This is a genomic window from Opitutaceae bacterium TAV5 (assembly GCA_000242935.3).
In the GTDB taxonomy this organism is placed as follows: domain Bacteria; phylum Verrucomicrobiota; class Verrucomicrobiia; order Opitutales; family Opitutaceae; genus Geminisphaera.
The window spans coordinates 3,029,878-3,044,388 of sequence record CP007053.1 but is presented as its reverse complement, the minus strand read 5'-3'; the positions used below and the strand labels follow the sequence as shown (position 1 = coordinate 3,044,388).

At 59.3% G+C, this 14,511-nt stretch carries 23 protein-coding genes; 11 read left to right on the top strand and 12 right to left on the bottom strand.

The window, feature by feature from the left end:
• The first annotated feature begins 176 nt into the window (after positions 1-176).
• Positions 177-365: a hypothetical protein gene (locus OPIT5_13285; GenBank protein ID AHF94365.1), complete on the top strand. Its 189-nt coding sequence runs from the start codon at positions 177-179 to the stop codon at positions 363-365.
• A 27-nt stretch (positions 366-392) separates the two neighbouring features.
• On the opposite strand, the gene OPIT5_13280 is transcribed toward OPIT5_13285, so the two are convergent.
• From OPIT5_13280 to OPIT5_13270, 3 genes are all read right to left on the bottom strand, one after another.
• On the bottom strand, positions 393-1,892 hold the full coding sequence (locus tag OPIT5_13280; protein AHF91032.1) for an anchor protein: 1,500 nt from the start codon (positions 1,890-1,892) through the stop codon (positions 393-395).
• Between the two features lie 258 nt (positions 1,893-2,150).
• Positions 2,151-2,954 (bottom strand): hypothetical protein, encoded by an 804-nt coding sequence (locus tag OPIT5_13275; GenBank protein AHF91031.1) that lies wholly within the window; start codon positions 2,952-2,954, stop codon positions 2,151-2,153.
• A 94-nt stretch (positions 2,955-3,048) separates the two neighbouring features.
• A complete protein-coding gene (locus tag OPIT5_13270; GenBank protein ID AHF94364.1) occupies positions 3,049-3,141 on the bottom strand; it encodes a hypothetical protein in 93 nt (30 codons plus the stop codon).
• On the opposite strand from OPIT5_13270, the gene OPIT5_13265 reads away from it, so the two are divergent.
• The 3 genes from OPIT5_13265 (at position 3,140) to OPIT5_13255 (ending at position 4,046) form a co-directional block, all read left to right on the top strand.
• The gene (locus OPIT5_13265) at positions 3,140-3,283 is read left to right on the top strand and encodes a hypothetical protein (protein ID AHF91030.1); all 144 of its coding nucleotides are present in this window, start codon (positions 3,140-3,142) and stop codon (positions 3,281-3,283) included. The genes OPIT5_13270 and OPIT5_13265 overlap by 2 nt on opposite strands.
• A 271-nt stretch (positions 3,284-3,554) precedes the next feature.
• The gene (locus tag OPIT5_13260; GenBank protein ID AHF91029.1) at positions 3,555-3,905 is read left to right on the top strand and encodes a Membrane-bound lysozyme-inhibitor of c-type lysozyme; all 351 of its coding nucleotides are present in this window, start codon (positions 3,555-3,557) and stop codon (positions 3,903-3,905) included.
• 18 nt (positions 3,906-3,923) lie between these two features.
• Complete coding sequence (locus OPIT5_13255) at positions 3,924-4,046, top strand: hypothetical protein (protein ID AHF94363.1); 123 nt, start codon at positions 3,924-3,926, stop codon at positions 4,044-4,046.
• Here the strand turns inward: OPIT5_13255 and OPIT5_13250 are convergent.
• From OPIT5_13250 to OPIT5_13230, 5 genes are all read right to left on the bottom strand, one after another.
• The gene (locus tag OPIT5_13250) at positions 4,016-4,642 is read right to left on the bottom strand and encodes a DNA-binding protein (GenBank protein AHF91028.1); all 627 of its coding nucleotides are present in this window, start codon (positions 4,640-4,642) and stop codon (positions 4,016-4,018) included. The two genes, OPIT5_13255 and OPIT5_13250, sit on opposite strands and share 31 nt — an antisense overlap.
• Positions 4,643-4,682: 40 nt before the next feature.
• A complete protein-coding gene (locus tag OPIT5_13245; protein AHF91027.1) occupies positions 4,683-4,907 on the bottom strand; it encodes a hypothetical protein in 225 nt (74 codons plus the stop codon).
• A gap of 145 nt (positions 4,908-5,052) precedes the next feature.
• Entirely contained in the window at positions 5,053-5,409 is a 357-nt protein-coding gene (locus OPIT5_13240; GenBank protein ID AHF94362.1) for a hypothetical protein, read from the bottom strand.
• A 93-nt stretch (positions 5,410-5,502) separates the two neighbouring features.
• Positions 5,503-6,018, bottom strand: a complete 516-nt coding sequence (locus OPIT5_13235; protein ID AHF91026.1) for an adenylylsulfate kinase — start codon at positions 6,016-6,018, stop codon at positions 5,503-5,505.
• Positions 6,011-7,042 (bottom strand): hypothetical protein, encoded by a 1,032-nt coding sequence (locus OPIT5_13230; protein AHF91025.1) that lies wholly within the window; start codon positions 7,040-7,042, stop codon positions 6,011-6,013. The genes OPIT5_13235 and OPIT5_13230 overlap by 8 nt, the downstream gene beginning before the upstream one ends.
• 113 nt (positions 7,043-7,155) lie before the next feature.
• Between OPIT5_13230 and OPIT5_13225 the strand changes: the two genes are divergently transcribed.
• The 6 genes from OPIT5_13225 (at position 7,156) to OPIT5_13200 (ending at position 10,841) form a co-directional block, all read left to right on the top strand.
• Positions 7,156-8,076, top strand: coding sequence for a fluoroacetate dehalogenase (locus tag OPIT5_13225; GenBank protein AHF91024.1), 921 nt, complete (start codon positions 7,156-7,158; stop codon positions 8,074-8,076).
• Positions 8,077-8,307: 231 nt separating this feature from the next.
• Positions 8,308-8,406 (top strand): hypothetical protein, encoded by a 99-nt coding sequence (locus tag OPIT5_13220; protein ID AHF94361.1) that lies wholly within the window; start codon positions 8,308-8,310, stop codon positions 8,404-8,406.
• A gap of 132 nt (positions 8,407-8,538) precedes the next feature.
• Entirely contained in the window at positions 8,539-9,360 is an 822-nt protein-coding gene (locus OPIT5_13215; GenBank protein AHF91023.1) for a hypothetical protein, read from the top strand.
• Positions 9,351-9,563 (top strand): prevent-host-death protein, encoded by a 213-nt coding sequence (locus OPIT5_13210; protein ID AHF91022.1) that lies wholly within the window; start codon positions 9,351-9,353, stop codon positions 9,561-9,563. Before OPIT5_13215 ends, OPIT5_13210 begins: the two co-directional genes overlap by 10 nt.
• Positions 9,564-9,570: 7 nt before the next feature.
• Positions 9,571-10,338: a hypothetical protein gene (locus OPIT5_13205; protein ID AHF94360.1), complete on the top strand. Its 768-nt coding sequence runs from the start codon at positions 9,571-9,573 to the stop codon at positions 10,336-10,338.
• A gap of 5 nt (positions 10,339-10,343) precedes the next feature.
• The gene (locus OPIT5_13200; protein AHF94359.1) at positions 10,344-10,841 is read left to right on the top strand and encodes a hypothetical protein; all 498 of its coding nucleotides are present in this window, start codon (positions 10,344-10,346) and stop codon (positions 10,839-10,841) included.
• Between the two features lie 479 nt (positions 10,842-11,320).
• On the opposite strand, the gene OPIT5_13195 is transcribed toward OPIT5_13200, so the two are convergent.
• A complete protein-coding gene (locus OPIT5_13195; protein AHF94358.1) occupies positions 11,321-11,539 on the bottom strand; it encodes a hypothetical protein in 219 nt (72 codons plus the stop codon).
• A gap of 32 nt (positions 11,540-11,571) precedes the next feature.
• Complete coding sequence (locus tag OPIT5_13190; protein AHF91021.1) at positions 11,572-12,063, bottom strand: SAM-dependent methyltransferase; 492 nt, start codon at positions 12,061-12,063, stop codon at positions 11,572-11,574.
• A gap of 358 nt (positions 12,064-12,421) precedes the next feature.
• Between OPIT5_13190 and OPIT5_13185 the strand changes: the two genes are divergently transcribed.
• Entirely contained in the window at positions 12,422-12,919 is a 498-nt protein-coding gene (locus OPIT5_13185) for a hypothetical protein (GenBank protein AHF94357.1), read from the top strand.
• On the opposite strand, the gene OPIT5_13180 is transcribed toward OPIT5_13185, so the two are convergent.
• Positions 12,899-14,032 (bottom strand): hypothetical protein, encoded by a 1,134-nt coding sequence (locus tag OPIT5_13180; GenBank protein AHF94356.1) that lies wholly within the window; start codon positions 14,030-14,032, stop codon positions 12,899-12,901. The two genes, OPIT5_13185 and OPIT5_13180, sit on opposite strands and share 21 nt — an antisense overlap.
• 74 nt (positions 14,033-14,106) lie before the next feature.
• Positions 14,107-14,487, bottom strand: a complete 381-nt coding sequence (locus tag OPIT5_13175) for a hypothetical protein (GenBank protein ID AHF94355.1) — start codon at positions 14,485-14,487, stop codon at positions 14,107-14,109.
• Between the last annotated feature and the right edge of the window lie 24 nt (positions 14,488-14,511).

The window sequence follows — 14,511 nt, the reverse complement described above, 5'->3', positions numbered from 1 at the left end:
GGGTTGGCCAGGGAGGAGACGGAGACGCAGCAGCCTCCCGCCTGCTCCGCCATAAAATGTAGTTATATTATAATTACAGAAATCATCGGAGAGGGTTATGCCGGTGTTTTGCGCTCTCTGATTTTACACAAAGACCGCAAAGGTCGCGAAAGGGTGTAATCGGAAGTAGAGGTAGCATGGGCATCCTTGCCCATGAAGTGGCACGGGCTTCCAGCCCGTGTTCCGGAAGGCGGCGCTTTGCGCCGTCCACGGGCAGGGATGCCCGTGCCACGTTTTCCGCCAATCCGGCTTCCATCACTTCCGACTACACCCGACGCGAAGGGGTGGCGTCCTGGAACTTTGCGTTTTTTGCGGCCTTTGTGTAAAAATCCGGAGGTTTCAGGAGACCGGTATTATCGTTTCCGGAACCGGATCGCGGCGATGTAGCCGATGCTGCCGATCCCGACAACGAGCGCCCAGGTCGAGGGTTCGGGGACGACGGTGAGAGCCAGCGCGCCCTCTTTCCAGGTGAACACATATTTGCTGTCCGGGCTGTTTTCGAAAACGAAGTAGTCGTTGGCATCCAGACCGGTGCCGTAAAGGCCGGCCACGGAATCGAAGGAGAAAATCTCCAGGCTCTCGCCGACACCGAACTCCTGGAAGCCGAGGATGAGGATGCCGATCTTGCCGCCGTCCAGACTTTCGAGATCGAGGACGCCTGCGTGCAGCCCCGCCGCCAGCGGATCGAGCACGAGGCGGGAAGACGCTTCGAAAACGAGCCGTCCGGTATCCAGAACCGAATTACCTTCCATTTTCAGGGTGCTGCCCGTCGCCAGCGTGGTCGCGCCGGTGACGTCGATCGTGCGGCCCGAGGCGATGGCGAGGATGCCCTCGCGGTTCGTCAGCGCGCCCATGCCGGAGGAGGCGTTCAGCGTCAGGGTGCCGGCGTTGATTTTGGTGAGGCCGCCCGAACCCGAAAACGCGCTGTTCACCGTCACGGATTTGCCGTTGGTGTCGATGATGCCGCCGTTTTCCAGCAGGGTGATGCCGGAGACGCCGTTGATGAAACTGTCGTGATTGGCCAGCGCCCGCAGGGTGCCGCCGTTGAAGGTGAGGGTGCCGGTGCCGTTTCCGTTGGCGATGCGCGTGGTTTCGAAGACGCCGCCGTTGAGCGTGAGCGCGCCCGAACTGCCGCCGTTGCCGCTGACCCAGGTCGTGTCGGCGGCGGAGACGAGACCGCCGTTGACCGTCATTTCTCCCTGCCCCGCGTAGGCGAGGTAGAGGCTGCCACTGGTCCTCATCGTGCTGTTGTCGTTGACCGTCACCGTGGACTGGCCGGTGGCGCCGGGGCTGAGCACGATGCCGCTCGTATTGGAGAAGAGGGCATTGTCGTTGAGGACGACTTCGCCCCGGCCGCTGGACTGGAGCTGGTTGCGCCAGATTTCGCCGCCGAGGAAGGCCCAGTCGGAATCCACGTGGCCGTCGTTGTTGATTTCCAGCTTTCCGCTGCCGTTGCCGCCGATGACGAAGTTGTTGTCGTAGCCGTTGGTCACCTTGCCGCCGTTGACCTGGAGAAAACCTTCCCCGCCAGCCTCGGTGCCGATCATGACATTCCAGGTGGCGTTGAGCTGTCCGCTGTTGATAATGAGGGTGCCCTTGCCATTGGTACCCACGTAGGTGGTGGCCGAAGACACCCGCGCGTCATCGTCGACAATGGCAGTGCCGCCATTGTTGATGTAGGCGTGAGCCCAGGCGTCGGGCAGGTTGCCGTTCCAGTTGGCGGCGTCGGTCCAGTTGCCGACATCGGCGTTGATCCAGTCGACAGCCTGGAGCGCGACCGGAAATGCGATCGCTGCGACAAGGGTGTGCAGGGTGTTCATGTTTTTCATAATGTGATAATGGATGAACACCATGTTATCGCGGCCCCCGGACACCCGATAGTTGGGTGAAGCCCCGATTCTCCCGATACAACGCCGTGTCCGTCACCGCGCCCGTCGCCGGTAGAGGAAGCAAGTATCGGATAAATTTATACAGACCAGAAAACGGAACCCGTTTTATGGTTATCGGTTAACGACCACCTGGGACAACTTGGCCAGACGCGACCGGGCACCGTACCGTCAGGATCAGGCGGAACGAAGGGACCGAGGGTAATACCCTACGCAGCCGACAGCCTATTCGGGGAGGCGCACCTGCCAGTTGCCGGCTTTCTCCTCGAGCTTGAGCAGGCCGCGCTTCTGGCCCTCGCGGAGCAGGTCGGTGAAGGCGCTGAAGCCGTAAGCGCGTTCGTTGAAACCGGGATTCTGACGCTTGATCGCCTGCTTCACCATCGAGGCCCAGATGCTTTCGTCGGCGCCGCGTTCGTCGATGAGGGCGTTGACCGTGGCCATGACCAACTCGATGGCTTTGGCGGGATCGGGACGCTTGGCGACGGGTTCGGCGGGCCTGGCTTTGGACCCGGCGGCAGAGGCCGTGCCGCGCGAGCGGACCCTGGGCGGATCGACGCGCACGAGGTCGTCGTAGTAGATGAATTCGTCGCAGTTGGCGATGAAGAGATCGGAGGTGGAGTTTTTCACGCCGACGCCGATGACAGTCTTGCCGTTCTCGCGGAGCTTGCTGACGAGCGGAGAGAAATCGGAATCGCCGCTGATGATGGCGAAGGCGTCCACGTGGTCGTTGGTGTAGCAGAGGTCGAGGGCATCGACGACCATGCGGATGTCGGCGGAGTTTTTGCCCGACTGGCGGACGTGGGGAATCTCGATCAGCTCGAAGGCCGCCTCGTGCAGGGGGCGCTTGAAGTCCTTGTAGCGCTCGAAGTCACAGTAGGCTTTTTTGACGACGATGTTGCCCTTGATAAGGAGGCGCTCGAAGACCTTGCCGATATCGAACTGGGGAAAGCGGGCGTCCTGCGCGCCGCGGGCGATGTTCTCCAGATCGAGAAAAACCGCCAGAGTGTAGGTCGAGTCGGGAGTGGTCATGGGTGTGAAGAACACGCAGGATGGGCCTGACGCGAACAGACGCGAGCCTGTCCTGCCCGGGTTCGCCCGGGCCGCCCGGGACCGACGGGGCTTGCTACGGGACGGGCTCGCGGGGATAACCAGCCACGCCTTCGCGGGAAACGAACATCCCGAAGGCGAGGAAACTCAAACCAAGGAAACCCGTCATGGGCGACAGATCTCCGAAATCCGCACAGAAACAGGCATCGCAAAAACAGTCGAAACTGGATGCCGTAAATCAGAAGAAACAGGCCGTCATCACGGCGCAGCAGGCGACCAAGGCAAAGGCCGCGGTGGCCAAAAAGAAGTAGTTCTCTTGTGATTATCTCCCCGCCTCCTCCTCCGAGGGGGGGCGGGGATTTTGCCGTGTATCGGGGGCGGGGGGGAGTTATTCGGGGAGGCACGCCTGCCCGTTGCCGGCCTTGCTCCTCGGGCCGGAGCAAACCGCGCCTCCGGTCCGCGCGGAGCCGCCGCGACCACGGTTGGTCCGCCACTCGATGACGGGCTCCGGCGCATCCCCGTAAAATGTCTTCCGGTTTCCGGTTGTCCGGGCAGGCGACGGCCGGTGAAACTTGCCGGTACATGACAACGTTCAAAACGCTTTTCAGCCTCTGCCTGTTCACGGCCCTCGCCGTCGTTTTTTCATCGTACACGACCGGCTGCTCGCATGCGGCGTCCGCTCCCGTCGAAACCGTGTACCGCTCCGCACAGGGGGCATTGCTGGCCGCGCGTTTCGACCGCGACGGAGACCGGGTGACGGTACGCCTGTCGGACGGGAAAACGTGGGTGCTGCCTCGCGCACGTTCGGCTTCCGGAGCCCGCTATGCCGCCGGAGAGGCCGAGTTTTGGGAGCATCAGGGCCGCGCCATGCTTGCCATCAAGTCGGAGACGGTTTTCGAAGGCGAAAGCATGGCTCCGCCGCGGAGCGAGTGATACCGGACTGCGTCCCGAATGCCGGCTCCTGCCCAATTCATTCCCTCCCCCGCGTTTTCCGATACGGCTGAAATCGCCGCCGCCGCGACCATCGCCCGCTACATCGGCCACTATGATCCGATCCACGCGCGAGCCTGCTGAAACAGACGCCAGCCGAGTTGCCAGTCGATGACCAGGTACTGATGCACCAGGACAATCAGCCAGAAGACGAACCGGTAAGACGTTTTGGATGATTTGTGCCGCAGACGACGCTGGGCGACAAACCCGCCCGGCCAGCCGCCAAGGAGTTCCCACAGATGCAGCGTCCTTTCGGAGATGCGCCGCTCCCCTCGCCGGGCGCAGCGTTTGTCCCACGCGTACAGACCGTATGTGACGGTGGAAGCAAGCAGCACCCACCCGGTAGCCAGGCGGGCATGATCGGGCGGGAGCATCCGCCAGATCGCCATGCCGGGAGCGATGAGCAGCACGGCAACAATGACCAGGTGGGCGGGGCGCAGGCGTCCGCCGTCGTTGGGCTGGAGGATGTTTTTGGCGCAGCGGCGTCCCCGTTCGTCCGAGCCGGGGGAGTAAATCAACGTGTCGCCGGCTTCGGGAATCTTGTGGCGTTCCGTAAAATCGCGGATGTGGGCAAACAGCCACTGCCCGCCATCGTCGATGAAACCGTAGCCTTTGGCCTTGTCCCATTCGATGACTTTTCCCCGGAAGGTAACAGGCTGTTCGGAGGCAGGGGAATTCATGGTGGCGGGGCAGGAATGAGATTCCGTTCAACAAAACCGGTCAGGCATACCGGGTCCAGACGAAGCGGGCGAAGAACGGGCAGGCGACGGCGAAAAACACCCCGAGGAAAACCATTTCGGAAGGACGTCGCCAGAGAACCGCTTCTGCGGGATTGACGGGATTCACCCAGACGGTCGCGGGACCGGACTCGGGCGCCGCGCCGAGCGGCCGTCCGCCGATGGCAATGTTTTCCGAGGTGTAGCTGCGGCCCGGGAGACCGGGCACGACGGATAAGGAGAACGTAGTGCGACCACGGGAGCGGGAAGGCGCGGGCAAGGTTGGTAAGAAGCGGAGCCGAAGATCCAGTCGACAGGATAGCCCGTTTTTGAGTACCTGTCGATTGGCCAGACAGTGTCTGGCCTATTGCTGACTAAACAGATTTGGCAGACAGTGCCTGCCAAATCTGTTCAAGGGAAAATGCCTGATACAGTGAACGCATATCCTGCAAATTGCGCCGGGAAAATCCTCGACCAAATTGTGCCGTCAAATCTTGTGCCAGTTGCTCCAGCAATTCCGCCCCATAACCTGCCCGTTTTTTGCCGCCCTGCTCAAACTCGACGATCCGCCGGCCGATTTCCCGGTAGGTCGCCGTCATGAGTGCGTTGACCGCTCGCGCGCTGGAGCGGCGGGCGGCTTCCAGCAACTGACCGATGTCCTCGAGCAAAACCGGATAAGCCTTGGTGATGGCGGGTGAAGTGATCTTCTTTTTCGAGGCAGGTTTGCTCATGCAGGGAAGAGGCGGGCTGGTGAGAAAGGCGGTCGAGGGACCCGAAGAGGAAAATCAAGCGGGTTTGTGGAGCAGGCTCAACCTCAAGTTCTTTCACCCGGAAGACAACGCCGACAAAAGCGCGCCGAAGGACTCCGCTTCGGACTTGCCGGCCGTGTCGATGACGATGCGGTCTTCCGTCCAGCGATGATACTCGCGGTTTTCAACTTCCGGCCACGTCGGGAGCCTGAGACCGGGGATGGTGGAACGGCGGGTTTCGATCCGGCGGCGGTGTTCGGTTTTGTCCGAGCAAAGCACCTCGATATTCACGAACCGGCAGCCGTTATCGCGGGCCACCTGTTCCCATTCCGCGCGGGTCAGTTCGATCGGGTTGCACGAATCGGCCACCACGCTGACACCCAGCCGCAGGTTGTCCTGCGCGATCCGATACGAGAGGCGGTAGCCTTCGCCCTGCACCTCGAAGGCGCACAGGTCCCGGATCGCCTGTTCGACAGTGTCGATCCGCAGATAGGCCGCGCCCAGCTTGCGAGCCAGTTGCTGCGCGAGGGTGGTTTTGCCGGTGCCGGGGAGGCCGGAAAAAATATAGAGTGCTGGTATCGCGTCACTCATCCGCGGCTCCTTTTTCCGGCAGTTCGAAAATGTGCCGCCGCTCCAGTTCTGCCTGCAATTCCTCCTCGCTGGGAAGGACGAGGCGATATCTCGAGGCGAAGAGTTGCCGGCTTTCGCTGAGCACGGAATAGCGGACGAGCGTCTCGTCCTTGTCGGCGCAAAGGATGATGCCAAGCGTGGGGTTGTCGTCGGGACTGCGTTTGAGGTCGTCGAATATCCGGACGTACATATCCATCTGGCCGATATCGGCGTGCGTAAGCTTTTTCGTCTTCAGATCAAGCAGGACAAAACACTTGAGGAGATAGTTGTAGAAGACGAGATCGACGTAGAAGTGGGAGGTCTCGGTGCTGACGCGAAACTGGCGGCCGACAAAGGAAAAACCTTTGCCGAGCTCCATAAGGAAGTCGCGCAGGCGGGAAACAAGGGCGGTTTCGAGGGAACGTTCGTCGGGGTCATGCCGCTCGGGCAGATCGAGAAATTCGAGAACGTAGGGGTCTTTGATGAAATCTGCGGCGGGCTGGGCAGAGGCCGGGGCGAGTGGCACAGAAGTCGCAGGATTGCTCAACAGACGTTCGAAGGAACGGGTGGTGATTTCGCGTTCCAGCTGACGGGTGGACCAAGCCTGTTCGGTGCATTCACGGATATAATAATCGCGAGCCCGGGCATCCTCGACGCGCATGACGAGACGCCAGTGGGTCCAGGCCAATTGGCTACGCAGTGCGTAGCTTTTTCCGGCATCGGGGAAGGTAAGATAAAACTGCCTGAAATTTTTGAGGTTGGCCACGGAGAGCCCTTTCCCGAACTCCTCTCCCAAATCGCGAGCAAGGTTGCGGATGAGCTGGCTGCCGTAGTCGGCGCGGGCGGCGCCGCCCTGTTCTTCTTCGACGATGCGGCGTCCGATCTCCCAGTAAGCCTCCACCATCGCGGTATTGGCGGCGGCGTAAGCCTTGCCGCGGGCCTGTCGCAGAATGGCACGGACATCGTTCAGGAGGCGGGAAGACAAAGAGGGAGATTCGGAAGCCATATGCGGGAAGAAAGCATGAAAACGAACGACTACCGGGTGAGCAAGTTCGGTGGACAGGTTCAACCTCATGTTGGCACGACGACTTTTTCTTCGGCCCGCCGCCTCGCCGTGTTATGACACCCGCCACAACCCTCACGACCATGACAAACGAGCGACTGGCAGGATTCAGGCAGCAGAAAATCGATACCGGCGAAGCGGTCATCAACACCTTCGTACGCGGCAGCGGCGAACCCTTGCTGATGCTGCACGGTTATCCGCAAACCCACCTGATGTGGCACAAGGTCGCTCCCGCCCTGGCCGGGAACTACACCGTGGTCCTGACCGACCTGCGCGGATACGGCGACAGTTCCTGTCCGCCGGAGGGTGAAAACCACCTCGGCTACAGCAAGCGGGCCATGGCGCGGGATCAGGTCGAGGTGATGCGCCGGCTGGGATTCGACCGTTTTTACCTGGCAGGACACGACCGGGGCGCGCGGGTCTGCCATCAACTGCTCCTGGATTATCCCGAATCCGTGCGCCGTGCGGCCCTGCTGGACATCATTCCGACATCGGAGATGTATGCGCGCACGGACATGGAGTTCGCCTCGATCTACTTTCACTGGTTTTTCCTGATCCTGCCCAACGACCTGCCGGAAAAACTGCTCGCGGGCGCCCCCGAGGCATGGATTCGCCGCACGGCCGGCAGCCTGGGTTCGCGGGGCGGTACCGACGCCTTTCCCGAAGACGTGATGGCGCACTACATCGAAAAATTCTCCAACCCCGCCGTCATTCACGCCACCTGCGAAGACTACCGCGCCGGGGCGACGGTGGACCTCGAACACCTCGCGGCGGCCAGGGAGAAGAAGATACCGGTGCCCCTGCTCGTGCTGTGGGCCGCGCCGTACCTGCGCAAGCTCGACGTATTGGGAATCTGGCGACAACATGCCGAAACCGTCACCGGCCACGCCGTCCCCGACTGCGGCCACTTCATTGCCGAAGAAGCGCCGGAGGAAACCGTCCGGACGCTCCGCCGTTTCTTCGAAAACAGGGGCTGAGGCCCGCCCGACGGCTTGGGCTTTCTCCCCGGCCAGCCTGCCCTTTCCCTGGCAACTCCCTGCCCTCGGTGCCTCCTCACGGTCATCTGTCTGACTATTCGTGAAAAATTATACGCGAAGGGGTATGATTTTCTTCGGTGCGGATGCTTTCTGAATTCAAACCGGGAGGGCCACAAAAAGCACAAAAAATCATTTTGCCCGACGAGAATCTCCCGCGCGCTTATAAGCGCGATGGAGGGTTTCACGCGCGGCGTGTTTTTTGTGTTTTTCGTGGCCATTCTTTCTGCCCCTTCGGTTGCGGCCCGGCCGCTCCAGGTAATTCAAATTTAACGAAGTGGAAGCAATCGGTCCGGCCTGGCATCGCTTCGGGCTCCCCCCCCTCCCCTGCAAGCACGTTTGCGCATTGCCCCGGTTGACACGGGACGGTTGCATGAAAGCAATTTTGTCTGCGTCCGCACCGGAATGATCATCAGAATACCAGGCCTGAAGGGAAATACATGGGGAACCCGGCGACTCTACTTCGTCGTGCGCGCCTTTCTGTTCGAGGGCGGTCCGGAATATTTTTACGACTACCGCATCGGGCACGGATACCTGCTGATCACCGACGATGCAGGAATATCCCTGCGCTCGTATTCATGGCACCCGCACGAATGGCCCAGGCCCAGATCCCGGGACAGAAAGGCCGTCGGCCTGTACAAGATCCGCGAGTACATCGAGTCCGGGATCGACGCCAACCTTGCCCGGAGAGGCCGTGTGTGGGAGAACGACCCTGCGGACCTGGAGGTGCCTGAAGACAGGAGCTACCGGATACCGGTCTCCTGCGAGATCGACGACATCCGCCGGTTGGAGAACTACATCCGCGAATGGATCAAGGTCAACTGCGTGGGCTACGAAATCGGGAAACGGGAATGGATTCCCGGTGTGCACAACCAGATCAGCCGTTCGGAGCTGCGGAAAAATCCCGCCGGCGACGCGACGGCCTACTGGGTGTACGGGCAAAACTGTTTCTGGTGGGCCGGCACCATGCTGACGGATATCGGCCTGTCACTGCCCGTGAACCGGATCGCCCTGTTCAACCTGGGCATCGGGATCACCCGGCGGTTTTTCGACAATGCCCGGGTCATGGTCGGGTTGAACAAGAACCGGTTCGTGCGCCGGATCATCGGCCAGGGCGGAGCCAACCACGCCGGCACGGACCTGATCGTCGACCCGGCCCGGCAACAGGTGCTGATGCCCGCCGGGTATGCGGAAGACATCAAGCCGGACCCGAAGGCGTGGGCGTAAGTGCTCCGGCATCGGGATCCCGTCACTCCAACGCCGTTGCCTGCATCCTTGCCGCCGACCGGCTGGCCGCCATTGCCGAGACGATGGAACTGCTTTTCAACCCCGCCGCCCGCACCGCCATCGAAGATGCCCAGGCCGAGGGCAGAGTTCTGGAACGACGGCTGCTTTTTGAGATGGCGGAACAAACCTTTGCCATGTCATAGCACGGTTATGTCTGATGCTCCTGAATTCCGGCTGAAACACGCGCCCATCATCGAAGCGATTGTTGATATTCACTGCGATTTGCCTCCGGGGCTGGATCGCGCCGCATTCGAGGCCGCTGCACGCACCGCATTTGGTAAAGCCTACAGCGGTGGAATCCAGGCTGTTCAGGTACAGGAATACGACGTGGAAATGAAACCCGATACACCTCCCAAACCGGGGATCATCCGGCAACGCATCCAGGCATTCCGTTTCCTGTCGGCCGACAAGCGACAAATCGTGCAGCCCCGTTTCGACGGTTTTTCATTCAACCGCCTCGCACCCTATTCCTCCCTTGACGACTATCTGCCGGAAATCCGGCGCTGCTGGGATCTGTTTCTGGAATTTGCCAAGCCTGTTGTCATCCGGCGCGTGGGGCTACGTTACATCAATCGCATCGTCGTGCCGTTCGTAAACGGACAGCTTCACCTGGCCGATTACCTTCGATGCGCACCGCATGTGCCAATGTCCGACGGCTACTCTGTGGCGCTCACGGGCTTCATGCATCAGCACCAGATGGTGCATGCAGAGACAGGTAATCTCATCAATGTTATCCTCGCCGCTCAGCCGATAGAAACCGCAGGACTACCCGTTATTCTTGATCTCGATGCATTCAAGCTTACCGGACTCCCTCCGCACGCATGGGATGAAGTGCTCGGACTGCTGTGTTCATTAAGACGCTTGAAAAACCATGTGTTCCGCGAAACATTGACGCCGAAATGCCTGACCTTGTTTTGACGCCCATGCTGACCGTCGCCGCCTGTGCCATGCTCCGGAATGGACCACGCTTCAGTCCTGCAGTCTCGCAGGAGGGTCAGTTTGTCCGCAGCCAAGTGACCCAGGTATGGGAAGGCTTCGGACGCTCGATTGCCCTTCAAGGGCAACATGCTGAAGTATTGGCGCAACTGGATTCCCTTGTCGCCGAGCACTCGCTTCCCGGATGGGATGGCACCGAAGCTCCGCCCGTCTCTTGGGCAACGGAGCAGAACGTGCGGGATTTCATCTCGGTGCTTCCGGATGCGATCCCTTCGCCGGAACTCGCGGTGGACCCCGATGATGCAGCCATCTCGCTTGAATGGCATGGCGGCTATCGAAAGGTATTTTCCGTCAGCATCGGAGACCATGAACGCCTCGCTTGCGCGGGCATTGACGGAACCGACCAGTGGCATGCGGTGCTGCGTTTTGACGGTGCCGTTATTCCCGCGCAGATTCTCGCCGCCATCCGTCAGGTGTGTGCATGAGCCAACTCCCGTCAGGCTTGCCTGCAGCACTCGCTGACGAGGAAAACGTTGCCCGATTTGTCATGTCCTCAAGTTGGGTCGCGGCATCGACTGGCCGGGTAAAGCATCAGGCCTTTCTGCCTGCGCCGGATAACGACACTTCGGTTTTTCGCTCAACCGGAATCGCTCGTGGCCAACTATGGGCAATCGGTGACAATGTGCTTGAGGGTCGACATCATCATGGAGCGGCAGAGGTATCGGTTCGGGTGATACGACAGTGCGAATTGGATGCACTCGCGCAAGAACCGCCCCCGCGCCACGCAAACCTGCGCGGTTGGTTTTGCTCGCCGGACCCGGAATTGCAAAAGGCACGCCGCAAAACCGTCGCCTCGGCTATTGCTGAAGAGGCGGGATTTGTCAGTCGCCACGCCGTTTGACTGGCAGAAGCTCGTTCGGCGTAATTTCGAAAACTTCGGCCAGCCCGCCGAGCCCCGGCGGGATCAGCGCTTCAGGAGACGGCGGGCCTCTGCCGGATCAAGCGCTGACGATGGATCAGCCCGGACTGCCGCCAACCGCTGATTCAACTCCGCAAGATGACTGTCCGGCACCGTGATCTCGCCCAGCCTGCGGATTGATTCCCAAAGCTCATCAATAACCGCAAACTTCTCTTCAACGGTTGCTTCAGAAAGCTCAGGATAACGTTCGAGGACGTGCGGCATAAGTGCAAAAATGTCAGCGACCTCCGGTTTTGTCAATTCAACCCCGGGCGACATTCGCAGCACTCGGCATGTTCGACTGCCATGTAGACCGGATGCTCCATCGAGAAAACAAACTCTCCGCCCGGCACCAGCGCGCGGTGCACCCTCGCAAATACGGGGGCCAGGTGTTCGAGGTAATGCAATGCGAGCGAACTCCAGGCGAAGTCGCACGAGGACTCCGGCAGCACGAGCGTTGCGAGATCGGCGCGGCGATAATCGATCGCGCCGGGTGACATCGCACGGGCCCGCGCCAGCATTTTTTCCGACACATCCACACCGAGCACCTGCGCCGCGCCCTGTTCGTGGGCGAACCGGCAGAACCACCCGAAGCCGCACCCGAGATCAACAACCCGCTTGCCGGCCAGCTCCGGAAGCAGCGGCCTGATGGCCGGCCACTCCGCCGCTCCCGCCAGACCGTGTACGGAACGATCAAGCTGGCTGTAGCCTTCGTGGAATTCCGGATTGTCGTAAATGTTCTGGGTCATGGTGACGGTTTGGGGACGGATACTTGCGGCGATTTTCATCCAGGCGTCAAAACCGGTTCGTCAACGTTTTCAGTCATCCGGGCTGTAGGCTGGCGGGTAGCTCGAAGAAATATAAAACGTAACATAAACATAATTATTATCTTACGAACTTAAAATGCTGGTTCTCAGACTAATCCTCTTCCTTTCACGACCTCCAATTCAGGAGGCGGCTCGATTTGCGCTCGCGTTGAAAGGCCGATACTGTGCTAACACTTATGCCGTGAAATCCGTCGCGCCAATAATCCCCTTCCGACGCGAACCCAAAGTCATCCGCTTTGGGTGCCATAATACGCGTCGCAATTTACCCGCAGAGTCCGCCTTGAAGCGGGGTGAGGCTAATTTTCTTGGGCAATTCGAACGTGCCTACTTCGCAGCGTTTCAATCCCCTGCCTTGGAAACTTTTGCCCGTGGTCGTGAATTTACTCTGAACGGCTATGGCCGCGCTGATGTTATCTGGCTTGCTTGGCGAAGCCCAAGCACGGATGAGGATTTCAGTGCGTTTGCGCTTGAAAAGCATGTCCAGCTTACCGCCATCGAAGCGAAGTTGAAGGACTGGCGAAAGGGGATGATCCAAGCCTCACGTTACCGTCATTTTACCAACCGGGCTATTCTGGTTTTGCCTCCGGCGAGTGCGACGAACGCCGTGCTGTTTTTGAAGACTTTCAAACTGCTCGGAGTGGGGTTGTGGGAATTTGATCCCAAAACCGGGCGAATCATCAAACACACGACCCCTCGATTGGGGAAACCATGGAACACCCAAGCGCATGCTCGGGCCTTGGAGATGATAAAGTATCGTCTAAAGCTCTGCCAAGTTTGAGAACTCGCTCAGTTCGTCGCGAATCGCAGCAATATGTTCGTTATTCGATCTTTCGCGCAAAGGGTAAGCAATCGTATTAATCGCGCTGTAAAGCTCCCCGGCTTCATCCAGCGTGGTTGAACAAGCATCTAGTGAAGCCGACACATCGGGACGTTCACATTTGGCAATCATCGCCCGGATTCCTTCCCAGTTTTGAACAGCCTCAGCAGTGAGGTCGGGACGCGAACCATCGATTATGGGATAAAAGGCATCACTTGGCAGGTTATTAAGGATTTCAGGGAAATGGTCACGTAAGTCGTGGAGCTCTGCATGACGGATACTTTTTAGCAGCGAGGCACTGGTGTAGCGTGGGACTGCGCGAGACGCGATTGTATCGTTTGGCTCAAATTTCCTTAGAGAAAAGCATTTTAATGTGCCAAACCAGCCGGTGGCCACTGCGTCCGCACCCGTGGCAGCGATATAGGGTGCCAATAAATCCGTGTAACCGTTGATGATTTTGAACCCACTGACCTTGAGTGTGTGGTTTACTAGCATCCATCGACTCAGGCAGTCGCGCTCCGTGAGACTCGGTTGTGGAGTTGTATCCAGTTTCTCAAGAAGCAGGTAAAAACCGGCAGGAGGATCATCCAACTCGGTGATTTCCTGTAAAAATGCCCGCAACTCATTCCGATCTGTAAGAGCAGCCTGTGAGATGGCCAGCGTCACATACAACTCTCGGTCGGGGGCGACCTCTCGTGCAATTTCTGGTGCGTGACGGATAAAACTTTTCGCGATGACAGCCTCGATCGAATCGAGATTGCGCCGCACCACGATGTTCGGAGAAATCAGGCCGGTCACAGGCAGTGCCGCCTGAAATCGAAGGCAAGCACGGATGTCTTCCCGCACAGGAGTCACTTGCTCCAAGTCACGACGCATATGGGCACGAAAATAACCGTGGCCCTTATCTCCAATCAAGTAGCCAAGTCTGGCTCCGGGCTGGGCGGCAATCAGGGTAGCAAAATAATGTGGATCGAAGAAACGCCCGGCGTCCGGCCAATCCGCTGCGATTTGCTCAAGCTCCGAACGCAGTTTGTCGTTTGAGATTTCTTTCGCCCCGTAAATGACTCCATCCAAAACACCTGCATTCAGTCCTGCCGTAATTTTTTCTCCAGCCTGGGCTCCTGATTGAGCGTATAATTTCATAATATTTAGGCGATTTGGTTAAGGATGAGCGCCATGTTCGCCGGGCGAAGCGAAGGGCTTTTTTTGAGAAATTGATCGATGAGGCGGCAAAGTGTCGGTGAAAAGTCAGGCCTACATTGAGCAAGCGGAACCGGCTCCTGCTGCACTACCCGCGTGTAGGTTTTCATAAGGTCATCATCGCGTTTGCTCAGTGGGTGGATGCCTGCAGCAAATTCGTAGGCAGAGAGGGCCGCGGCATATAGGTCGGAGCGGTAGCTCATCGTTTCCCGAAAGTCGGCGCTTAGCATTTCAGGTGCCATATAAAGCGGCGTGTGGGGCATGTCAGTCTTGCGCAACGTCAGGCCGGGCACGGTAACGTCATACGCAATGCCGAGATCAATCAGCACATAGGGACGAGAGGGGTCATGTGT